This is a genomic window from Adhaeribacter aerolatus (assembly GCF_007991635.1).
Classification (GTDB): Bacteria; Bacteroidota; Bacteroidia; order Cytophagales; family Hymenobacteraceae; genus Adhaeribacter; species Adhaeribacter aerolatus.
In genome coordinates this window covers 24,601-47,593 of the sequence record NZ_BJYS01000023.1, presented here as the reverse complement: position 1 = coordinate 47,593, position 22,993 = coordinate 24,601, and the positions used below count along the sequence as shown (strand labels likewise).

Annotated in this window: 19 protein-coding genes; 7 read left to right on the top strand and 12 right to left on the bottom strand. The window is 43.1% G+C overall.

Going from position 1 to position 22,993, the window contains the following annotated elements; genetic code table 11:
• Nucleotides 1-45: 45 nt before the first annotated feature.
• Nucleotides 46-1,845: a hypothetical protein gene (locus AAE02nite_RS15465; protein ID WP_146899296.1), complete on the bottom strand. Its 1,800-nt coding sequence runs from the start codon at nucleotides 1,843-1,845 to the stop codon at nucleotides 46-48.
• A gap of 640 nt (nucleotides 1,846-2,485) precedes the next feature.
• On the opposite strand from AAE02nite_RS15465, the gene AAE02nite_RS15460 reads away from it, so the two are divergent.
• A complete protein-coding gene (locus AAE02nite_RS15460; protein ID WP_146899293.1) occupies nucleotides 2,486-3,691 on the top strand; it encodes a S8 family peptidase in 1,206 nt (401 codons plus the stop codon).
• A gap of 162 nt (nucleotides 3,692-3,853) precedes the next feature.
• Here AAE02nite_RS15460 and AAE02nite_RS15455 read toward each other — a convergent pair whose 3' ends face one another.
• Complete coding sequence (locus AAE02nite_RS15455; protein WP_218033507.1) at nucleotides 3,854-4,855, bottom strand: SMP-30/gluconolactonase/LRE family protein; 1,002 nt, start codon at nucleotides 4,853-4,855, stop codon at nucleotides 3,854-3,856.
• A 258-nt stretch (nucleotides 4,856-5,113) separates the two neighbouring features.
• Here AAE02nite_RS15455 and AAE02nite_RS15450 point away from each other — a divergent pair, with 258 nt between their 5' ends.
• Complete coding sequence (locus AAE02nite_RS15450) at nucleotides 5,114-5,314, top strand: hypothetical protein (RefSeq protein ID WP_146899286.1); 201 nt, start codon at nucleotides 5,114-5,116, stop codon at nucleotides 5,312-5,314.
• Between the two features lie 427 nt (nucleotides 5,315-5,741).
• Here AAE02nite_RS15450 and AAE02nite_RS15445 read toward each other — a convergent pair whose 3' ends face one another.
• The 4 genes from AAE02nite_RS15445 to AAE02nite_RS15430 form a co-directional block, all read right to left on the bottom strand.
• Nucleotides 5,742-6,725, bottom strand: a complete 984-nt coding sequence (locus AAE02nite_RS15445; protein WP_146899283.1) for a carboxypeptidase-like regulatory domain-containing protein — start codon at nucleotides 6,723-6,725, stop codon at nucleotides 5,742-5,744.
• 18 nt (nucleotides 6,726-6,743) lie between these two features.
• Entirely contained in the window at nucleotides 6,744-7,649 is a 906-nt protein-coding gene (locus tag AAE02nite_RS15440; protein WP_170252613.1) for a carboxypeptidase-like regulatory domain-containing protein, read from the bottom strand.
• 580 nt (nucleotides 7,650-8,229) lie between these two features.
• On the bottom strand, nucleotides 8,230-9,054 hold the full coding sequence (locus tag AAE02nite_RS15435; RefSeq protein WP_146899277.1) for a 3'-5' exonuclease: 825 nt from the start codon (nucleotides 9,052-9,054) through the stop codon (nucleotides 8,230-8,232).
• 19 nt (nucleotides 9,055-9,073) lie between these two features.
• The gene (locus tag AAE02nite_RS15430) at nucleotides 9,074-10,450 is read right to left on the bottom strand and encodes a UDP-N-acetylmuramate--L-alanine ligase (protein WP_146899272.1); all 1,377 of its coding nucleotides are present in this window, start codon (nucleotides 10,448-10,450) and stop codon (nucleotides 9,074-9,076) included.
• A gap of 223 nt (nucleotides 10,451-10,673) precedes the next feature.
• Here AAE02nite_RS15430 and dnaB point away from each other — a divergent pair, with 223 nt between their 5' ends.
• From dnaB to AAE02nite_RS15410, 4 genes are all read left to right on the top strand, one after another.
• Nucleotides 10,674-12,242 carry a replicative DNA helicase gene (dnaB, locus tag AAE02nite_RS15425; protein ID WP_146899269.1) on the top strand — a complete coding sequence of 523 codons (1,569 nt, stop codon included), beginning with the start codon at nucleotides 10,674-10,676 and terminating at the stop codon, nucleotides 12,240-12,242.
• A 321-nt stretch (nucleotides 12,243-12,563) separates the two neighbouring features.
• Nucleotides 12,564-12,872, top strand: coding sequence for a hypothetical protein (locus tag AAE02nite_RS15420; RefSeq protein WP_146899266.1), 309 nt, complete (start codon nucleotides 12,564-12,566; stop codon nucleotides 12,870-12,872).
• A 203-nt stretch (nucleotides 12,873-13,075) separates the two neighbouring features.
• Nucleotides 13,076-14,125 carry a pectate lyase gene (pelA, locus tag AAE02nite_RS15415; protein ID WP_246151076.1) on the top strand — a complete coding sequence of 350 codons (1,050 nt, stop codon included), beginning with the start codon at nucleotides 13,076-13,078 and terminating at the stop codon, nucleotides 14,123-14,125.
• Nucleotides 14,126-14,460: 335 nt separating this feature from the next.
• Complete coding sequence (locus AAE02nite_RS15410; RefSeq protein WP_146899447.1) at nucleotides 14,461-16,026, top strand: catalase; 1,566 nt, start codon at nucleotides 14,461-14,463, stop codon at nucleotides 16,024-16,026.
• Between the two features lie 76 nt (nucleotides 16,027-16,102).
• Here the strand turns inward: AAE02nite_RS15410 and AAE02nite_RS15405 are convergent, their stop codons facing one another.
• Nucleotides 16,103-17,836 (bottom strand): phospho-sugar mutase, encoded by a 1,734-nt coding sequence (locus AAE02nite_RS15405; RefSeq protein ID WP_146899260.1) that lies wholly within the window; start codon nucleotides 17,834-17,836, stop codon nucleotides 16,103-16,105.
• Between the two features lie 78 nt (nucleotides 17,837-17,914).
• A complete protein-coding gene (hppD, locus tag AAE02nite_RS15400; protein ID WP_146899256.1) occupies nucleotides 17,915-19,021 on the bottom strand; it encodes a 4-hydroxyphenylpyruvate dioxygenase in 1,107 nt (368 codons plus the stop codon).
• A 140-nt stretch (nucleotides 19,022-19,161) separates the two neighbouring features.
• Between hppD and AAE02nite_RS15395 the strand changes: the two genes are divergently transcribed.
• Nucleotides 19,162-19,563 carry a hypothetical protein gene (locus AAE02nite_RS15395; RefSeq protein ID WP_146899253.1) on the top strand — a complete coding sequence of 134 codons (402 nt, stop codon included), beginning with the start codon at nucleotides 19,162-19,164 and terminating at the stop codon, nucleotides 19,561-19,563.
• Nucleotides 19,564-19,649: 86 nt separating this feature from the next.
• On the opposite strand, the gene trpS is transcribed toward AAE02nite_RS15395, so the two are convergent.
• The 4 genes from trpS to AAE02nite_RS15375 all read right to left on the bottom strand — a co-directional run bounded on the left by trpS (nucleotide 19,650) and on the right by AAE02nite_RS15375 (nucleotide 22,984).
• Nucleotides 19,650-20,627 carry a tryptophan--tRNA ligase gene (gene trpS, locus AAE02nite_RS15390; RefSeq protein WP_146899250.1) on the bottom strand — a complete coding sequence of 326 codons (978 nt, stop codon included), beginning with the start codon at nucleotides 20,625-20,627 and terminating at the stop codon, nucleotides 19,650-19,652.
• A gap of 98 nt (nucleotides 20,628-20,725) precedes the next feature.
• Nucleotides 20,726-21,526, bottom strand: a complete 801-nt coding sequence (locus AAE02nite_RS15385; protein ID WP_146899247.1) for a queuosine precursor transporter — start codon at nucleotides 21,524-21,526, stop codon at nucleotides 20,726-20,728.
• Nucleotides 21,527-21,667: 141 nt separating this feature from the next.
• On the bottom strand, nucleotides 21,668-22,585 hold the full coding sequence (locus AAE02nite_RS15380; RefSeq protein WP_146899243.1) for a ribonuclease Z: 918 nt from the start codon (nucleotides 22,583-22,585) through the stop codon (nucleotides 21,668-21,670).
• Nucleotides 22,586-22,606: 21 nt separating this feature from the next.
• The gene (locus AAE02nite_RS15375) at nucleotides 22,607-22,984 is read right to left on the bottom strand and encodes an STAS domain-containing protein (protein ID WP_146899240.1); all 378 of its coding nucleotides are present in this window, start codon (nucleotides 22,982-22,984) and stop codon (nucleotides 22,607-22,609) included.
• Between the last annotated feature and the right edge of the window lie 9 nt (nucleotides 22,985-22,993).

Here is a 22,993-nt window from a genome sequence, read left to right as displayed (position 1 = left end):
GTAAATTGTATATGTATTTAATTGTTAATGGATAAATCTAAAGCCTTACTGTACTACAACTTTAGAGGTTTGCACACTGCCGTTAGTAAGGTTGAGGCAGCGAATAATGCCTAAATCTTTTAGCTGGCTGGTAACAGAAGCCGGAATAACCAGGTCGTAGCGGGAGCTTTTTAGTTCTACTGTTTGCTTATAAAGCAATTGACCATAGGTATTTATTACTTCTACTGCATACAGATAGCTGGCGGTTCCCTGTAAACTAATAGTAAGCTGGTTGGGAGCAGAAATGGGGTTCGGGAAAACGGTTAACCCAAATGAAAGCACCTTGGTGGTAACCGGAATTATAGCCGAGTACATAAAAGTGCCATCTAAGTCCGTTTCTTTTAAGCGGTAGTAAACGGTGCCGGCGGGTGCATTTTTATCGGTAAATTTATAAGATAACAGTTGGGTGCTGTTGCCGGCCGCAGGGAGTTCGCCAATGGTCCCGAAAGTTTTTCCGTCTAAAGACCGCTCTATAGCAAAGGTTCCGCTGTTTTGCTCGGTGGCAGTTTGCCATTTTAGTACTACCTGGTTATTCTGATAAGCACCCTGCCAGTTAAGCAGAGAAACTGGTAATTGTACAGTAGTCAGGTCATAGCCGCATTGGGTTACGGTACCGTCATCAAAAGTTGGGTCCTGAAAGCCACCGTCGATGGTACCATTATTGGTATCCATAAACTTTTTACCGCTGGCTAGTGAGCTATCGCAAATATCAATGTTACCGGTAATAATGGCACCCCAGGCATTTTCGGAGTACTGGTTCATCGTAAACCCACCCATATCACCATCTAAACGGGCAAAATTATAAAAATCTCCGGCTACAGCTACTATACCAAAGTTATTGGTGAAAGTTCCGTTGTAGTTATTGGTGAACTTGCCTTTAACTACCACCTGGCCGATGCCGTCTAAAGCATTATTCACAAACATACCACCATTGGTAAAACTGCCGCTCACTACCAGTGAGTCTATATTCTCAAAATAAAATTTGCCCTGGCTCTGAAAGTTTCCCTTTACTTTAAAAGGTCCGCTGCTGATAATGGCGTTACTATTATCGGTAGTAGGGGCCTGTAAAGTTAAGTTGGTACCTATCTGCAAACTACCCGAGTTGGTAATAGTGTTATTACCAGCCCCGGAATTTACAGTTAAGGTAGTTCCCATTTGTAAACTGCCGCTATTGGTAACCTGGCCGTAGTGAATGGTTGTGGTGCCCGAGATGCTCATAAAGCCTTGGTTTTCCAGCACGACACCTTGGTTATTACTTTGGTCCAGCACTAAATTATTCGTCAGGTAAGCAAAGCCTTCTGCTTTGTTTATAAATTTTAGACCTGCTGCCTGCATACCCGCTCTCAGGTTTAAAGTACCGGCGTTTTGGATAGTGCCACCAGAATAGACAGCTAGTGTATTACTTATACTGGCCGCTCCGGTATTAATAAATGCAGGCTCTCCTCCCCAAAAGTTTAAAGTAAATATATCTAAGGTGCCGTTATTGATGAGGATATAGCTACCCGAAAAATTTAAATTTTTTTGACCTACTAGGGAGCCATTTTCTTCTATTAAGAGGGACCCTCTTGGCTGCCCACTGTTGCTTACACCGCCAATGGTATAATCCTGATTTAAGGTAATGGCGTGTTTAATAATAACGTTGTCACAGGAAGTAGGTACTTTTTGACCTGCCCAGGTATTCGGATTACTAAAAATCCCACTGGCCTGAGAGGCAATAGTAACAGGGTTCACACAGTCGGCGAATGCCTGATGCCCAAACACAACAGCAAGTACCAGCAACATGAAAAATTTTAATCGGATAATCATATCAAAATATTTAAAACCTTTGTCAAGAATATTTCTTTCCTTAATCACTACTATAGGTGGATGAAATATTGCTTTACAAATATCATGGTTTATATATATTGTAAATTTATTATTCGATGAACACCTGTTTTGGCTCGGTAAACAAGGCTCCTGCACCTTAAACTAGCTATTTAACTGGTTAAACCGCCATAAAGTACTTGTTTGGGTGCTAGGTAGTGGAATATTATAATGTGTGTAAATGATATGCTTTGTGTTTAATATTAATATTTACATACAATTTTTTGGGGTGTATAGTAGTAATATTTGCTATTGGCAATAAATATATGGAATGGTATATTATAATTAAATTTATTAGACTAGAAGTGATTACTGCTTGTGGATTAAAAATTAAATAGCTGTTTATAAAATTTTATAACTGATAATCAGTTAATTAAAAATATATTTTAAATATTGTTTTTACTTTATATTTGTAATTGATTAATATTGCAATATTATTTATCCAATGTCCGCTTGAGCGATATAAATTATTGCTCTATATCATACACTAACTTTATTGTTGTTAATAAATTTTCTTTTTCCACTTTGCTTGTTAAATCATAAACTATTTTAACTTATTTTAATCTTATAAAATTTATTTACAATGAAACACTTATTCTACAAAAAAACACTTTCTTTCCTGGCGCTTTCTTCCGCCTTATCGTTGTATAGCTGTCAGCAGGATGATGTTCTGGAGCAGCCGGTACCTGCCCAGAGCGCTGTTTCTGATGCCAAACAAACACCCGGTTCTAAGTATATAGATGGGCAATATATTGTAATATTTAAAGGTACTGGTAAGAGCGCAGTCGCGTTGGTTTCGCAACTGGTTTTAGAAAAGAAAATTAATGCCGCTGATATAAAAGACCAGATTGAAGGAGAAATTAAAGGTTTTAGCGCGGTGCTCACGGCCAAACAAGTTAACCTGCTCCGGGCTTTACCTTTTGTTCAAACTATTGAGCAGGAACAGCTTATTTCGGTAGATAAACCAGTTAACAGCTTTGGATTAACGGCAGCCGGTACAGAGACTACTACAAATGACTCTACCATCACTTCCGAAATAATACCGGACGGTGTGCAATTAGTAGGTTACGGCGATGGCACCGGTAAAACGGCTTGGGTAATTGATAGTGGTATTGATGTTAATAATCCGGAATTAAACGTTGATGTTGCCCGGAGCAAAAGCTTTTTAACCACCACCACCAGCATACAGGATGGTTCGGGTCATGGTACTATGGTAGCCGGCATTATTGCGGCAAAAAGCAATGGTAGCGAGATTAGAGGTGTGGCCGCCAATGCAACAGTGGTGGCATTGCGGGTAATGGATGATGCCGGCAACGGCGTTGTGACCAATGTAATTAAAGCCGTAAATCACGTAATTACCAATGGCAAAGCAGGCGATGTCGTAAATATTAGTTTAGCCTCCGGTATTTCTACTACTTTAGACAATGCCGTAAAGTCTGCTGCCGGTAAAGGAATATTCTTCTCGATTGCGGCGGGTAACAGTGCCGTAGATTGTAGCAATAATTCTCCGCAGCGGGTAAACGCTACCAATGTTTATACAGTTTCAGCAATGGATTTAAACAGTTATTTCTGGAACAGCTCTAACTTCGGGCTGCCGGTAGATTATGCCGCGCCAGGCGTTGGTATATTAACCTTAAAAGTAGGCGGTGGTACTACCACCGGCAGCGGTACATCGTTTGCTGCGCCGCACGTAGCTGGTTTATTATTGTTAAAAGGTAATGCCATAACCAATATTGGTACTGTTATCGGCGACAAAGACGCTAAGCCAGATCCAATTGCTCATTTATAGTAAATATTTATAATAAATATAGCTGTATCGTTTGACACAGCCTTGTAAACCAGGAAGCCGCTTACCAGCGGCTTCTTTTTTTCTAACAGATTTTGTTATGGGCATCCGGCCGATAAAAGCTTATAGCAGCAGCGCTTTAACTTACGTTGCCGGAATTTATATTTAAATATTGGTAAGCGGCACTTTAAAAATATTAAAATCGAGTTGCGAAATATCACCTTCCATTTCGTGGATGCGGGAAGTGGTAAAGTAAAAGTTTTCCTGCTCGTCGATGGTAAAGGTGTCGGGCCATTTTATTTGCGGGCCCTGCACAAAAGTTTTCAGCTCACCTTCGGGAAGACGGCACATGATAGCATTATTTTCCAAGTCGCCCAGGTACAAATTGCCCAAACGGTCAAATATCATGCCGTCGGGGGCTGTGGTTTTACCCAAATTTTCGACTTGTTCTGCCAGCGCTTTGTCATCCAGGGTTTCGTCGTTAAGGGCTTCGGTGGGCACCCGGTATAAAGTGTAACCAGTTAGCGCATGGTAGTATAAATATTTTTTGTCGCGGGAGAGAGCAATGCCATCGGCGTGCATCTGGGGCTTGTCGCCTTCCTTCACCCATCTTTTCCCCTCAACTGTCAGCCAAACGTCTTCCGATTTGGTAGAAGCATGCTTATCAAGTAAACGCCGCGGCTTACCGGTATTTAAATCCAGAACCACAATAGCGCCCACGCCCGATTCGGTAATATAAATTTTGCCGGCTTCGCGGTCGATGCGTAAATCGTTCAGGTAAGATTTTTCCGGGGCAATATTTTTATCAAATACCCATTTATTCTTTAACGCATTGGTGGTTAAATCAAACTCGTACAACATGGCGTTACCCACTACGCCTTTCATCATGGGGCTGGCCGGGTCTAGTACAAACAACGAGTTCTCGTGCGCAACTACCGACTGGACACAGGTAAACGTATTTTCTTGTGGTTGGCCGTGCCAAGTGTTCCAGGCCTCATCCGGATAAGGTTTATATTCGCCGTTCAGACTAACTTCTACTACCGAAAAAGGCAGGTTTTCGTGCCAGCGCGGAAAATTGGCAAATAATCGCCCGGTTTGGGTAATGGTAACACCAGTAACTTGTATTCCTTTAAAAGAAGCAACCTGTATAATCTCTTTTGTAGCCATAGTTGTAAGCATAAGGTTTTTATTAAACCGAATTAAAAAGTTTTTGTTCGGGTTTAAATATTCGACTTCTTTCCGGATGGTAGTGCTGGTTGATTACGCTGTATTTTTACTTTACTGTTTAATTACCTGTCGTAATGGATCATCGAGGTGTCGGGTAGGGGCAGTATTGCCTTTCACAATTTTCTGAAACAGGGAGCAACCAATACCAAATCTCTTTTTTTTGATGCGCGTTTAATGAGGGAGGTTAACTCCTGTGCTATGGGCAAGAAGAAAAAAAAGAAAAAGAAAGACCGGAATAAGCTCTCGTTTATGCAAGAGGTAGGCAAGGTCATTCACCAGAAAAGCGCCGAAATTGCCTTGGCCCTGATTACCGGTATTGTTACCAATTATTTAACCGACGCCAGCGAGAAACTAATGGACCGGTATGTTCATAAACGTACTGGGGAACCGGATAAATAACGTAAATATTTGGTATACCGGTTATTTGCTTTAGGGCGATGCTTGTCGGGCTGTTTATAATCTAATTAAAGTTGGCAGAAAGTTCAGTTCAGAGTTTCCGGTACTACTACTACATTTGTCGCAGCGGTAATAGATTTCAATAGCAAGCCTGCATTAACGGCTGGTCTATAATTAAATATTTATCCATATAGAGAAGGAAGCTGCAATGACTTACTTTTTCGCTTTTAAACGGCGCTTGATTTATTGCCCAGCGACAAACCTTTTACTTTTTTATACCATAGCTGGGCAGCTATAAACTTAACACGTGGCCAGAGGGGATAGTGTGAAAGAACTTATACTAATCAAAAAAGCTGATGATTCCGGTCTTCCGCTTTTTTGGTTTATACAGAAATCTGCTTTTATTAACTATTTTAACAAAGCTGGATTTCTATTTTTCATAGACCACGGTGGCGTACATGCCTATACTTTTAATATTTACCAAGGTAGATTTAACTATTTGCCATGGCGCTAAATTAGATTCCCGGTAATAAATAACCTGGTCTTGGGGTATACTGGCAAAAGCCATCAGCGAACTGGTATTACGTTCCCGGTGCGCATCCCATTCAACCACCACTACAAAGTCCTCGGTAAGTTTAATATTATATTCTTGCATATTAACGGTTATCCAACCGGCATGGTGGGGCGGTATGGCTATAACCGCTGACTCGGGTAGTAGATTAAGGTGGGGCAAATTATTTTTGAGCGAATAAAGGCGTATGCGCATTAAAAGCCTGGCTTCACTTAAGCCTTGTAATCCAAAACTGACATTTCGTAATGTTGCCGGATATTTATCCAACTGAATTCTGTTCCCAATCTCATGCCCAGGCACTTTAATTTTTAAAGTATCAGACGGATAAAATTCATAATGAATAGAAGTGCCTTCACCTATGTGATACCCGGCTTTTTTTGTTTTTAATTTTCTGGCTCTTGCTTTAATCTCTACCTCCTGCAGGCTTTTGTAATCTGGTACCAGGTAAAGTTTTTGTATGGTTGAGGCTTCGGATGGCTCCATTAAAGCAGCAATACTAAATTCCTGGGTGAGGTACCCCAACGAGGTAATTCTAATTTTTCCGTTCTTATTCTCCGGTTTCAAGAGTAGGGTGAACTCCCCCTTATTATCAGCTTCCGCCGAGATTTTTTCATCAATCACCGTGATATGCGCAAAAGGTATGGGAGCATTACTTTTCTCATCCATAACAGTACCTTTTATAACTATATTTTTATCTTGATAGAAAAGAAGATTGTTTTCAGCCGCATCATTTATCGGCTTATATATAGGTGAACTTAATAAAAAGAATACCAAATAACTTAGGCTGCATAAGCAAGTAGGCTTGAGAAAATCAGATAATATATGATATGTTTTTATAAGCACTACTTTAACCTATAATCTTTATTTCTCGTGCTGAAGCGTAACATTCATGCCTATTGCCCCCGGAAACTTCTCCCATTTGGCCTGACTGGCTTTCTTCTGGAACACGGTATGTCCGCCAAAACCTCCCGACAAAGTTAGATACAGTACATTCTTTGGCTTCGGATCACAATCTATCCATTCCAAAGAAACCACAAAATCGTCTTCTAAATAAATGTTATAGGGCTCTAAATCCATTTCCACCCACCCGGTTTTTTTATCGGTTAATTCCAGGTAAATATTTTCTTTCAGAATATTCTCGTGCGGCCGACCATTATTCACTGAGTAAATATTTAACCGGAATTTTACATCATCGTAGCGGTTGGTATTAATACAGAAGTTTAGTTTCTTCAGAAAAGCTTGCTTCTTCCGGTTATTAATCAGCAAGGCTACTTCTCTGCCCAGGTGCTCTTCCAAAGTGCCCGGCGTTCTCATAAAGGCCTGGTGAAATGTTGCCTCTGGTCCAACCTTGCCGCCTTTCACGGAGGTAATCCAGCGTTTGGCATCAACGTTAACTTCTTTTATTTCGCTTGGTTTTGCCTTTAAAATAATCGCCAAGGTTTTTTGCTTTGCGAACTGGGAAATCGCATCTGCAACTTTTAACTCAACAGTTTCATGACCGATAAAGGAGAACCGGATTATACCTTGTCCGTTTTCGGGTTTAATTTGTAAGATAAATTTGCCTAGTTCATTGGTTACCGTACCCGTTTCTTCATTTACCACGCCCACGCTTACATAAGACAGAACTTTATTTTTATCATCCTGCACAGTGCCGGTTAAAGTAGTTGTGCTTAAATCCTGGTAAGGTGCTACCGCGCCGGAAAGTGGCTGTAAAACTATAAAAGGAAAAAGAAATAGCAGAAAATAAGATAGCTTACTTGTTTTCATTAACATTTTCTTTTGTCCTGATTGGTTATTTTAACTACACTCGGTTAAATTTATTTAGAAGAAAGGTACTTTAATTGGCGTGTTGCTCGTTCGCTTTTTATTAAATATTCCGCTGCTGCAGCTTATTTGGCCAGCTAAAATATGTTCGGAAGGCGTAATTTATTGCCCTTGTTCGATGCTTGTTGGCGCAGGTAATGGGTTAATTTACAGAGCAGCACGCTACAGAACTTTACTAAACTAAGCCGAAGAGAAACTGCAGCCGCGACCGGTTCGGTAAGGTTATATTTTTAATCTTTGCAATAGAAGCAGTTATAAATAACAGAAAAGCACGCTTTCGTTTTCGCCGGTTTTGGTGGTGGCTATCCTGTTGTTTTTATACAACTTCCTTTATTGTAAAATAGTATATAGTAGAAATTCTAAAACTATGTCTAAAAAGAAAATTGCTTTTGTATCGTTGCTGGTGCTGGCTTTCTGTTTAAAATCAGATAAGGCCCACTAAGCGTTTTAGCTAAGTTTTGGTTGCGGGCTATATTTAGCGGGCTTAACACAACCCGCAACCTTTAATATTTTAACTTTTAACCTAGTTACTTACCTTCATAAAGGCGCTGGCGCTACTGCGAAATTTAATGCGGGTGATTACCTTTTTCGTGTAAAGCGGAAAATCTCCTTTTTGCATCCAATCGTAGTAACTGGGTTCTTTCCGGAATACGTCTTCTACGGGCACGTTTTTGTATTTGCCAAAGTTAAAGACTTCTTTCCCGTCGGCGTTGTAAACAATACGACCGGCTAAATCTACGCAGTTCTGAGCGGTAAATTTGTGCAGCTGCTGCATGTCGTTTTTTACCGGAAATACTTCTTTTAGATCGGCGGCCAGCATCGAAACGTTTTCGTAACGCTGGATCTGCGACTTCAAGATTTCGTAGGTGGCAATGGTATCGGCTTCGGCGCTGTGGGCGTTATCCAAGGGCTTATCGCAGTAAAATTTATAGGCTGCCGATAGGGTGCGCTGCTCCATCTGGTGGAATATTTTGCACACGTCCACAATGGCCCGGTCCGAAATATCAAATTCAATATTGCAGCGCATAAATTCCTCGGCCAGCAGCGGAATATCAAACTTACACAGGTTATAGCCGCCCAAATCGCAACCCTGTAAAAACTCGTTCATGCCTTTAGCAAGCTGGGCAAACGTGGGCGCATCTTTTACATCTTCATCGTAAATTTTATGAATCATGCTCGATTCCAGCGGAATGGGAATGGTTGGGTTAATGCGCTTGGTTTTTAATATTTCTTCGCCCGTGGGCAAAACTTTCAGCATACTAATTTCCACAATTCGGTCTTTGCAAATATCAACGCCCGTGGTTTCGAGGTCAAAGAACACAATGGGTCTTTTCAGGTTTAATTTCATAGAAGCAGTAAGGCTTTTATTACGAAAGAATAGCGGTAGCTAATTCTCCTAAATCCATATTATTATAAGTGCCGGAGCTCATCAGGAGTAAGTTCTGATTTTCCCAACGCAGCGATTTCAGGTAATCGGCCAGCGTCTGGCTGTCGGTAAATACCTGTATTTTTTCGTTGTCGAAAGCTGCGGTAATATCCGCCGCCGCTAAAGCCGGCATGCGTTTGTGCTCCAACGTTTTGGGGTTGAAATATACAATAGGCATATCTGCCGCGTCTAAGGCATTCTGGTATTGCGGCAGAAAATCTTTGTTCAGGCTGCTAAAGGTATGCAGTTCCAGGCAGGCTACTAATTTCCGTTCCGGAAATTGTTCTTTAATAGCTTGGGTGGTGGCCATTACCTTAGAAGGCGCATGGGCAAAATCTTTGTAAACCCGTACGGAGCCTTGGCTGCCCAATAACTCCAGGCGCCGGGCGGCGCCTTTAAAAGTGGTAAGTGCCTCGTAAAACCCTTGCGCTTTTATACCTAATTGCTTACAAACTTCTTTGGCCGCACTAATATTTTGCAGGTTGTGCTCGCCGAATATTTGTAAAGGAATATTTTCTTTTTTGGTGGTGAGGTAAGTAACGCCATTGTAAACTTCGTGCTCGTGGGCCGAATAGCCAATAAATTTCACGTCCGGATTACGCGGTACGCATACACGCATTACCTGTTCATCATCCTGGTTATAAATAATTACCCCGGCTTTGGGCGTCATATCGGTAAAAATCCGGAACTGCTTGCGGTAGGTATCCGGGTCCGGGAAAACGTTGATGTGGTCCCAGCTAATGCCGCTGATAACGCCAATGTGGTGGTGGTACAAATGAAACTTAGGCACCCGCTGAATCGGCGAAGATAAATATTCGTCGCCTTCAATAATTATGATGGGGGCATCTTCCGTCAGCTTCACCATATTATCAAAGCCTTCCAGTTGCGCGCCTACCGCATAATCAAACAACCGGTTATGGTGTTTGAGTACGTGCATGATAATGGAAGTAATAGACGTTTTACCGTGGCTGCCGCCAATAACTACCCGCTGTTTATTCCGCGACTGCTCGTAAATAAATTCGGGAAAAGAATATACCGGTAAGCCTAGTTCTTGGGCTTTCAGCAGTTCGGGATTATCGGCGCGGGCGTGCATGCCTACAATTACTGCATCTAAACTGGAGGTAATTTTTTCCGGGAACCAGCCTTCCTGCGCGGGTAATAAATTTTCCTTTTTTAATCGGCTTTGAGCGGGTTCAAATATTTCGTCGTCGGAGCCGGTAATATTTAAGCCTTTCTGATGCAGGGCCAGGGCTAAATTATGCATAATGCTGCCCCCAATGGCAATCAGATGTATGTTTTGCAGTGCAGTTTGCGTCATGAAAAAAACTAATGGGCTTAGCAAATGTACAAAAATAAATTTCCGGTTAAAGGGCCTTTCCCTCGGCCAAGGCTGCCAGTAAGTTTAAATACTTCTGCGCCTTTGCTTTAGGTTTTTTATTCCGCCGGATTTATTTTCCAAGGTAATGATATAATTCAAACCAAAAGTACAGTGTGCATAAATTGTTAATAACACAGCCCGGGAGTTCGTTAGATTTGTAAGTATGGAGGAGAATAATGTAAAATTTGGAGGAGTAAAAACCAAAGCGGCCTGGTCGCCGAAAACCACCACGCCGGTAGCTTTTGGTAAATTGCCTCCGCAGGCCCTGGAACTGGAAGAAGCCGTTTTGGGCGCCCTAATGCTGGAGAAAGATGCCCTTACGGCCGTAATTGATATTCTGAAACCCCAAAGCTTTTACAAAGATGCGCACCAGCGTATTTTCGGGGCAATATTGGCGTTGTTCGATAAATCGGAACCGATTGATATATTAACGGTTACGCAGCAGTTGCGCGAACAAGGTGAGTTGGAGATAGTAGGCGGACCCTATTATATTATGAACCTGACCACGCGCATCAACTCGGCGGCCAACGTAGAATTTCACGCCCGGATTATTACGGAAAATGCCATTAAGCGCGAGTTAATTTCCATATCCACGGATATTTTAACCAAAGCCTACGAAGATACCACCGATGTTTTCGATTTATTAGATCGCAGCGAGAAATCTTTGTTCGAAGTGTCGGAATCGAACATCCGGAAGAATTTCGACGACATGCGGTCGTTGATGCACAAGGCCATTAAGGAACTCGAAGAAAAGAAAAACCAGAAAGACGGTTTAACCGGGGTGCCGAGTGGCTTCACGGCGTTGGACCGGGTTACTTCGGGCTGGCAACCTTCCGACTTAATTATTCTGGCCGCTCGTCCGGCGATGGGTAAAACGGCTTTCGTAATTTCGGCCATGCGGAATGCCGCCATTGATTTTAAAAAGCCTGTAGCTATATTCTCCTTAGAGATGTCGTCGCTGCAGTTGGTAAACCGTTTAATTTCGTCCGAAGCAGAACTGGAAGGTGAAAAAATTAAAAAAGGGAACCTGGCCGATTACGAATGGGCGCAGCTAAACCACAAAATATCTAAACTTTCCGAAGCTCCTATCTTTATTGATGATACTCCGGGTTTATCGATTCGGGAGTTGCGCACCAAGTGCCGGCGCTTAAAAGCACACCACGATATCCAGATGATTATTATTGACTATTTGCAGTTGATGAGTGGTCATTCGGAAGGAAGTAAAGGCGGTGGTAACCGGGAGCAGGAAATTGCCTCTATCTCCAGAGCACTTAAAATGCTGGCCAAAGAACTGAACGTGCCGGTAATTGCGCTGTCACAGTTGAGCCGGGCCGTAGAAACCCGGGGCGGCGATAAAAAACCGCAGCTATCCGACTTACGCGAATCCGGTTCTATTGAGCAGGATGCCGACATGGTGTGCTTTTTGTACCGGCCCGAATATTACGGTATTACTGAAGATGAAATGGGTAACCCAACTTTAGGCGTGGGCGAAGTAATTATTGCGAAACACCGGAACGGTTCGCTAGCCAACGTACCGCTTAAATTTATAGGTAAGTTCACGAAATTCGGTGACCTGGACGGCGGCTTTGGCGACAGTCCGTTTGGCGGCGGTTTACCACCCAGCAATTTCGACGACGCACCGGGCGGCGGCAGCTTCAAAGTGTTAGGCAGCAAAATGAACGGCGATTCTTTACCAAGGTCGACTTTTGATGTAGAAGAACCACCTTTTTAAACGCAGATCAATATTTACTTAAAAGCCCGGCTCTATTTAACAGAGCCGGGCTTTTTTTATTTGCAAAAATATTAGCGTATCAGAAAAAGGGTCTTTCTGCAAGCCTATTTACCCCGATTGTACCTTTGTTTTTTTGGTTATTCGACTGTTACCAACATTCCTAGTTTATGAATCGATTTATAATTAAGCTAATTTTAGTATGAGCAGATAAGGTTAATAATAGGAAAGTAAAAGAATAATTAAAATTATAATATGATTTTTTAAATATATAATAATATTTATATTTATGTCATCATTGGGTATTTAATAAATTTAAACTATATGAAAAAACTTTTACTCTTCTTGGTTCTTACTTTTGCTTTATTTACCCGTTGCCAAACTGCGGAACCAAATTATTTTATGAATGATGATTTAATAGTGGAGAAGGTGCTGGTATCAACTAGTACGGATAATTTATCCCCTTCCTGTAGAAAATCCTTTTTATTGCGGCGGGTAAAGGATCCCAACATGGTAGCAGTACTCCACGAAGATGGATTACGGATTAGAACTTCTCGTATTTCCTATCGGGTCGGCGATACTGTTCGGGTGTCCTTGATTGATAAATCTCTTTTTGCCTATTCTGGCCGGTAGCACTGATTTATGCCCCTGGCAATTGTGCAGTCAATTAGTATAGATAGCTTTATACAAGTTCCTGACTGGGTCAGGTAGGTGATGTGGTAATTTTGTTTAACTTCTAAAGCATTTGGGTTGATAAAAACTCTTAAAGATAGTTTCTTGCCATAAATACTTATCATGTTTATTCTATGCGGTTTTTTTCTTGCAGGTATTTAGTTTTGCTTTTTGTTTTCTTCAACGGTTTATTTTTAACCGGATATATTGCTGAGGCAAAAAGTAATGGGTGGGTTACCCGGCAGGTAGTTAAAACTGATTCGGTAGCGGAAAAGATGCTGTTATACCAACGGGCAAATGGTGGCTGGCCGCAATACAAAGGCAATGCTACTGATTACCGGAAAAAAATTACCGTTGCTCAAAAAGCGCAGCTATTAATTGATAAGACGCTGCCCGATGCTACTATCGACGATAAATCTACCACTTACGAAATAAATTATTTAGTTAAAGCGCACGCTCAAACCAGAAATCCGGAATATTTAAAAGCTGCTGAAAAAGGCATAAATTACTTACTACAGGCGCAGTACCCTAACGGTGGCTGGTCGCAATCTTACCCCGACACGAGCAGTTATCACAAGCATATTACCTTTAACGACGGTGCCATGACGGATGCACTGGGAGTATTAAAAAGCACCGCCGAAAAAATTGACGGTTACAGTGCCGTAGATAAAAAAATAGCAGCCAAAGCCAAAACTGCGGTAGCAAAAGGAGTCCAGTGCATTTTAAAAGCTCAGTATTACCAAAACGGAGTACTTACGGCCTGGGGTGCCCAACATCATTACAAAACATTACAGCCAACCTCTGCCCGAAAATTCGAGTTAGCTTCTTTAAGCAGTTCCGAATCGGTGGCGGTCTTGGAATTCCTAATGAGTATTCCAAATCCGAGCCCGGAAATTAAACAAGCCGTACGGGCGGCAGTAGCCTGGTTAGATAAAGTGAAGATTACCGGTATTACTACGCAACGCATAACAGATGCCACGCAGCCAACCGGACGAGAGGTGAAAGTGCTAGAAAACCCGCAAGCGGTAAGTTGGGCCCGCTTTTACGAACTCGAAACAAATAAACCTATTTTTACCGGCCGCGATGGCATAAAGCGATACACCTTAGCCGAAATAGAAAATGAACGGCGGGTAGGTTATAGTTGGTACAATACGCGTCCGGCTAAATTACTCTCAACCGATTACCCGGCCTGGGTTAAAAAGTGGGAAAAGTAAGATTAAAGACTTCTATACTTAAGAAGACTACCGAGCAACTGAGTTAAAATAGTACCGCTGGTTAGGTTACCACCAAATAAACTAAGCCGGTATATAGTGCATCCGAACGGTTGAAATCTTAACTACTGGGTATCCAATAAATAATATTAAATAAACTTTCTTTTTCCGGATAAAAAACAAGCCTTTTTTAAAACATTTAGACCATCTTACGGGTAAATAAAAAATGATTGTTTAACTAAAAGGCTATGATAAAAGAAGAAAACCAAACACCACTCAACCACGGTGCCAACGGAAATGGTGCCGGTAACGGCCAGGGAAGTTCCGGCGGCAATGGAATGGGAACCGGCGAACGGATTCTGACCACCCGTCAAGGACACCCGGTTGTGGATAATCAGAATATCCGCACGGTTGGCAATCGCGGACCTGCCACCATGGAAAACTACCACTTTATTGAGAAGATTTCTCATTTTGATCGGGAGCGGGTTCCGGAACGGGTAGTGCATGCCCGGGGAGCTGGTGCCCATGGTGTTTTCGAAGCCTACGGAAGCGTAGGAGATGAGCCTGTTGCAAAATATACCAGAGCTAAATTATTTCAGGAAAAAGGAAAGCAAACGCCGGTGTTTGTGCGGTTTTCTACGGTAGGCCACGGCACCCATTCGCCGGAAACCTTACGCGACCCTCGCGGCTTTGCCGTTAAATTCTACACCGAAGAAGGTAACTGGGATTTAGTAGGTAATAACCTTAAAATATTCTTCATCCGAGATGCCATGAAGTTCCCGGACCTGATTCACTCCCAAAAGCCAGACCCGGTAACAAACATTCAGAGCGGCGAGCGGATTTTTGACTTTATTGCCGGCACGCCCGAATCTACCCATATGGCTACTTTCCTGTTTTCGCCGTGGGGTATTCCGGCCAATTACCGGCAAATGCAGGGCTCCGGCGTTAATACCTATAAATGGGTAAATGCCGATGGCGAAGCAGTGCTGGTAAAATATCATTGGGAGCCGTTGCAGGGTATTCGCAACCTGACCCAAGCCGAAGCAGAAGAAATTCAGGGTAAGAATTTTAACCACGCTACCCAGGATTTATACGAAGCCATTAAAGCCGGCAACTTCCCGCAGTGGGAACTGTTTGTGCAAATAATGAGCGATGATGAACATCCGGAACTGGATTTTGACCCGCTGGATGATACCAAGTTGTGGCCCAAAGAACAATTCCCATGGCGCCCCGTGGGTAAAATGACCTTGAACCGGAACCCGGTTGATTATTTTAACGAAGTAGAACTTTCGGCATTTGGTACCGGCGTTTTGGTAGATGGTCTGGATTTCTCCGACGATAAAATGCTGCAGGGCCGTACCTTCTCTTACTCCGATACCCAGCGTTACCGCGTAGGCGCAAACTATTTACAACTACCTATTAATGCGCCCAGGGTAAAAGTTGCTACCAACCAGCGGGGCGGCCAAATGGCGTTTAATACTGATTTTGCCGAAGGTCAGAACCCGCATATTAACTACGAGCCATCATTCTTAGGTGGTTTGCAGGAAGCCCAGCGCGCTGGTAAGGATTATATACCTCGCTACGAGGCGAATTTAGTGCGGCAAAAAATTGACCGGACCAACAACTTTAAGCAGGCCGGCGAAACGTTCCGCAATTTTGAAGATTGGGAACGCGATGAACTGATTTTAAACCTGGTTACGACCCTTAGCACCTGCGATAAGAAGATTCAGGATAAAATGGTGGAGCACTTTACGTTGGCTGATGAAGATTACGGCCGCCGGGTAGCCGAAGGCCTCCAGCTTAAACTCAAAAACCAAAGCGATAAAGGACCAATTGGTGCTACTTCGCCCAGAGAAGGGGTGGAAGATGCGCAGCGGGTTTCGCACGAAGCCAGACCTTATTAATTAACCTTTCTAAAGTCCATTAAAAATGCCTGCTTTTAGAATTTAAAAGCAGGCATTTTTATTTAAGTTTATCAGCTTACTTAAGTTTCATATCCGAAATAATATCCTGCACGCGTTGCGACAAAGCTTGGTTTACTTTATCGAAATCGGTTTCAGAGGCCAGAGATTCGTTTACGCTGAAGTAAAACTTAATCTTTGGTTCGGTACCCGATGGTCGGGCTGATATTTTAGAGCCATCGGCGGTAATAAACTGCAGCACGTTTGAACGTTCCATCTCTATGGTTTCGTTGGCGTCGGTTGCTACGTTCTTAACTTCGCCGGACTTATAATCGCGGATTTGCACCACCGGCGAACCATTAATGGTTTGGGGCGGATTCTGCCGGAGTTCCTGCATCATTTCGGCTATTTCCTGCTGGCCCCGCTGGCCTTTTTTAGTAAGGGAGATTAATTCTTCTTTGTAAAACCGGAACTCCTGGTACATGCTAATCATGAGCTGGTACAAGGTTTTGCCCTGGTCTTTAGCCGCCGCGGCCATTTCGGCAATCATGGCGCAGGAAGCTACGGCATCTTTATCGCGCACCGAATCGCCTACCAAATACCCATAACTTTCTTCGCCGCCGCCAATAAATTGTTCTTTCCCTTCTAAAGAGCGGATTACTTCGGCAATATATTTAAAGCCGGTCAGGGTTTGGTAAACTTTTACGTTGTACTTTTTCGCAATCTCGCCAATCAGGTCGGTGGTTACGATGGTGTAGGCCACAAATTCTTTACCGGTTAGTTTACCGGCATCGTGCCAGGCTTTAATCAGGTAATAAATCAGTAAACTCCCGGTTTGGTTACCGTTTAGCAGTACAAATTCGCCGTTTAGATTTTTTACGCCAATACCCACGCGGTCGGCATCGGGGTCGGTGGCCAGTACCAGGTCGGCATCAATCTCTTGGGCTTTCTGCAAAGCCAAATTCATGGCGTCTTTTTCTTCGGGGTTTGGGTAAACTACCGTCGGGAAATTGCCATCCGGCGTAGCCTGCTCCTGCACAATAGTTACATTGGTAAAGCCCAGCCGCTCCAGTACTTTCGGCACCAACGTAATACCGGTACCGTGAATTGGCGTGTACACAATTTTTAAATCGTGCTGTCGCTTAATTACTTCGGGGTTTACGGCCAAACCTGCTACCATTTCGATGTAAGCATTATCTACTTCGGCCCCGATTACCTGAATATTTTCTTCCTTGGGTTCGAATTTTATTTCGTTAATACTTGATATCGCATTTACCTCGTTGATAATATTTTTATCGTGCGGGGCTACCACCTGGCCGCCGTCGTTCCAGTAGGCCTTGTAGCCGTTGTATTCTTTGGGGTTGTGCGAAGCCGTTAGTACCACGCCGCTGTGGCAGCCCAGATGCCGGATGGCAAACGAGAGCTCGGGGGTGGGGCGAAGGGCTTCAAAAAAGTAAACTTTAATATCGTTGGCGCTGAAAACGTTGGCTACAATGCGCGCAAATTCCGGGCTGTTGTTCCGGCTGTCGTGGGCCACGGCTACTTTTACTTGCTCGTTGGCAAAAGATTTTTTAAGGTAATTACTTAGGCCCTGGGTAGCGGCACCCAGGGTATATTTATTCATGCGGTTGCTGCCCACGCCCATTATACCCCGTAAGCCGCCGGTACCAAATTCTAAGTCCTGGTAAAAGGCATCGTTTAAGGCTTCGTTTTCGCCGGAATCCGATAATCTTTTTATTTCGGCTTTGGTCTCGTCGTCGTAAGGGCCATTTAGCCAGGAGTCTATTTTGCTTTGAATAGCTGGTTCTAACATAGTTTTATTTTTGATTAATAGGTAACATCCGGCAAACCGGACTTTTGGTTGGAGTTAAGTTAAGGTTAAAATTAAGAATTACAAATTACCCCGTAAAGCTTGTTCGCGCTCAATGGCCTCGAAAAGGGCTTTAAAGTTGCCTTTCCCAAACGATTTAGCGCCTTTGCGCTGAATTATCTCGTAAAACAACGTGGGCCGGTCTTCTACGGGTTTGGTAAAAATCTGCAGCAGGTAGCCTTCCTCGTCGCGGTCTACTAAAATATTCAGATCCCGTAAGGAAGGCAGGTCTTCGTCAATCTGACCCACGCGATCTAATAAATCACTGTAGTACGTTTGGGGTACGGTTAAAAACTCAACGCCGCGTTGGCGCAATTCGGCTACGGTATGCAAGATATCATCGGTCGCCAGGGCAATATGCTGTACGCCGGGGCCGCCGTAATTGTCTAAATATTCTTCTATCTGGGATTTCTTTTTACCTTCGGCGGGCTCGTTGATCGGGAATTTAATGTAGCCGTTTCCATTCGAAACTACTTTAGACATCAAGGCCGAATAATCCGTTGAAATATCACTGTCGTCGAAGGTAATCAGTAGTTTAAAGCCCATTACCTCTTCGTAAAAACGAACCCATTTATTCATCTCGCCCCAGCCTACATTACCTACGCAATGATCTACATACTTTAGCCCCAGCGGTGTAGCTTTAAAAGAACTTTGGCGGGCAACGTAACCCGGCATAAAGGGCCCACTGTAATTTTTCCGTTCTACAAATGTATGCAGGGTATCGCCGTAGGTATAAATAGAGGCTGTTTTTACTTCGCCAAAATTATCGGTTAACGTTTGGGGAGCGAAAGCCGGAATAGCGCCGCGGCTCACGGTTTCCCGAAACGATTTTTCGGCATTATCTACCCACAGCGCCAGCACCTTTACGCCATCGCCGTGTTTTTGTACGTGCTGCGCAATATCCGAACCAGGCAAGAGCGAGGCTGTAAGCACCAACCTAACTTTACCTTGTTGCAGTACGTACGAAGTCCCATCGCGCCAGCCGGTTTCGGGGCCAGCATAGGCAACCAATTCAAACCCGAAGGCTGCCTGGTAATAATGCGCCGCTTGTTTGGCATTGCCCACGTAAAATTCCAGGTGGTCGGTGCCGTTTAAGGGTAAAAAGTCGGTAGTACTGCTTTGGTCCATAACAGGGAATATTTTTACCAATTTTTTATTTAGGAACCAGATAATGCAGAAGATTTAGTTATTTTGTAAAATATAGGTATTTACTTGGAAATACCCGTTCATGTTTTAAACTTTGTATTAAATCTATAGCAGTTGCTTTTATGAATATTGCAGAATTAAATACGTCCCTCGTATCGATAATCGAGAAAAAAGCGGAGTTAAGTAAATTATCGTATAACGATGAGCGCTACGACGAGGTTGAGGAAGAACTTCACGATTTGGAAGATGACTTTAACGAAACCTACGGCGATTACCTGGAGGAAGTACTGGAAGAAGTGCACGAGCGCATTTGTCCGGATTCTGACGTGCTTTTACCAACCGCTTACTTACCAAGTAATTTATTAGGCAATACCGGTGGCGAAACTTTTAAAGGCGAGGGCGTTTGGGTTGATACCGACGAATATCCGAATAAAGAATCGAGACTGGTGCTGGTACCAAATCCTACCCGGTTAATATTGTCGGTTGGCAATACCATAAAAAAAGAAGTCTGGAAAGCAGAATAATTTATTAAACCCAAATAAAAAATCCTGAGCGGCCATTTAGCTACTCAGGATTTTTATTTATGGGCCAATATATCGGTTCAGGTAAACTACTTCGTCAAATAACCAATTTTTTCCCGCACGCGCTTCAGGGTTTGGGAGGCAATGGCCCGGGCTTTTTCAGCGCCCACTGCTAAACGCGCGTCAATTTCGGGCAGGTTGTTCATGTAATAATCAAACTGCTCGCGTTCCTGCGCAAACCGAGTAAGTATTAATTCAAATAAAGCTTGTTTGGCGTGGCCGTAACCGTAGTTGCCATTCAGGTATTTCTGGCGCATGGTTTCTACTTCGGTGGGCGAAGCCAGTAAAGAGTATAATTTAAAAGTTGTGTCCTCATCCGGGTTTTTCGGTTCTTCCAGGGTTTTGCTGTCCGAAATAATAGATTTAACTACCTTCTTCAATTCTTTTTCCGGAGCAAAAATATCAATGATATTGTTGTAGGATTTGCTCATTTTTTCGCCATTCACCCCCGGAATAGTCATCACGGTTTCATCTACGCGCGCCTGCGGTAATATAAACGTTTCGCCGTAACGGTTATTAAACGCACTCGCAATATCACGCGCAATTTCCAGGTGCTGAATCTGGTCTTTGCCAACGGGCACAAATTCGGCATCGTACAAAATTATGTCGGCGGTCATGAGTACCGGGTAAGTAAACAAACCGGCGTTTACCTCGGCCAAGCGGCTGCTTTTATCTTTAAAAGAATGCGCATTGGCCAGCATGGGGTAAGGCGTAAAACAGCTCAGGTACCAGGTCAGTTCGCATACTTCAGGTACATCCGACTGCCGGTAAAAAATATTGCGGTCCGTATCGAAACCGCAGGCCAGCCAGGCCGCGGCCACCGCATAGGTATTCTGGCGCAGCGCTTCGGCTTCGCGTACGGCGGTAAGCGAGTGCAAGTCGGCAATAAAATAAAGCGATTCGTTTTCGGAGTTTTGGGAAAGGGTAATGGCCGGCAAAATAGCGCCAAGTAAATTGCCTAAATGCGGCCGCCCGGTACTTTGTATTCCGGTAAGTATTCTGGACATGCTTTAAATATTTTGCGCAATTTAGTTATAAGATTATTCCGTACCTACCCAAGTCTTTAAAATATCAGCGCCTATATTTTAAGTTGATGATAAATCTATCAGGTAGATAAAGTTTGATCTCTTTCGGCTTCTTGTAACACAATAGGTGCTTCCCGACCCAGATAAGCATCAATAAAATAATGGCCGATATACAAAAGCGGCGTAAGCACAATGGCCACCGTAAATTTATAGATGTAGTTGATAATAGCTACCGATATTATTTGGGGCAGGCTCCAGTTACCGAAAACATAAAAGGCAATAAACAGTACCACAAAAGAATCAATCAGTTGTGAAACCAAGGTAGAACCGGTGGCCCGCAACCATATTTTTTTGCTGCCGCTCAATTTACGGAGCCAGTGAAACACCGAGGCATCCAGAAACTGGGAAATCAGAAATGCCACTACCGACCCAATAATAATGCCGCCGCCTTGCCGGAAAATACTGTTAAAAGCAAAATCTATATTAAAAGCATTACCAGCCGCATCTTTGCCGTTGACATCGAGCCAGAATTGAGCGGGCGGTAAATTGGTGATTACGGTAATTACCAGAAACATGTACAGGATGAGGCAGACCGTAATAATACTGATTCGTTTTACGCCTTCTTTGCCAAAATATTCATTTATAATATCCGTGGTAATAAATACTATGGGCCAGATGATAACGCCGGCTGTTAAATTAAAATCGAGGGTAAAGCCGGGCAATAAAGGTATTTGGGCACCGGGTAAGCCCAGCAAGGCTTCCGCCGAAAATATTTTAACCCCAATAATTTCTGCTAATAAGGCATTGGCCAGGAAAATACTGCATAACACCAGAAAAAGCTTTGTTTTTTTAGCGTGCAACTGGTCTGGAATAGCGGACATAACAGCAGATTTTTAGAAAGGTAAGATAAATAATATTTAGTGATTTACGGCTGTTCTGCTGGTCTTAAGAACGAAGCTGATGCTTATGGAAAAGCTAATTTACCGCAGCTACTCAAAAATAGGGAAAAGCAGAGAATATTTTTATTCCAGAATACCAATGGTTTTACCTTCCAGGGCCAGGTGGGTATTATCAAAAACGGCTTTGGCTTCGTCGAGCAGCGGGTTTAAATCTTTGTAGCGCGCCGAGAAATGCCCGATGAGTAAACGCTTCACTTCGGCTTTCAAGGCTAAGGTAGCAGCTTGTTTAGCGGTGCTGTGAAACGTATAAACAGCACGTTCCAGCATATTATTCAGGAAAGTGGCTTCGTGGTAAAGTAAATCCACGCCTTTTATGTAAGGTATTATATCTTCTTTATAACGGGTGTCGCTGCAATAGGCATACGACCGGCTTCGGCTGGGTTCGCTCGTAACATCCTCATTTTTTACCAAAATATTGCCGTCTTCATCCAGAATATCTTCGCCATTTTTAAGACTGATAAGTTGCGGCGGGGTGAGGAATTCGGGTAATAAGGTTTTAACCAGGTGGCGCAGTTTGGGCTTTTCCCGGAACAGAAAACCGCAGCAACTTACCCGGTGCTGCATGGGCAAAGTATGGACGGTAATATATTTGTCTTCGAAAATTTGCTGGTATACCGAAGTGTCCAGTTCCTGGAAATCAAGCTTAAAATTATAGTGGGTGTTGGAATATTTAAACTGCAAAGTCAGGATGTCGGCTAGGCCGGGTGGGCCAAAAATGGTGAGGGGGCTGGTTCGCTGCTGCAGGTGCATGGTAGAAAGCAAACCAAATAAGCCGAAAAAATGATCGCCGTGTAAATGGCTGATAAAAATGTTACAAATGCGCTGATGCTTAACTTTGTAGCGCATCAGCTGCATTTGTGTGCCTTCGCCGCAATCAATTAAATTTAACTGATTGCCGATGGTTAATATTTGGGCGGTATGGTTACGGTTATACGAGGGGGTAGCGGAAGAACTGCCTAATATTTTGAGCTCAAAATCCAAAAGATACCCTGGCCGTTATTATTATTCTTCTTTGTTAGTCAGGTCGCGCTCAATTTCGTGCAGAAATACGCGGTCGATGGCTTCTTCTACGCTTGGCAGAATATTCAAAACCGACTCCAGTTTAGAAATGGTTATCAGTTTCATTACGTGATCCTGCAAACCGGCCAATATCAACAAACCGTTAGAGGAATTACACAAACGATTGGCAATCAGGATAGAACTCAGTCCGGAAGAGTCGGTGTATTTAACATTGCTCAAATCCAGAATCAAATTGCTGATGCCTTCAGCATTTAATTTCACAAATTCTGATTTCAGATCCGGAGCAATAGTGGTATCAAGCTTCTTCTCATCAATAGTAATGATGGTGTAATTTTCTTTTTTATCGATAGTGTATTTCATACGTATTGC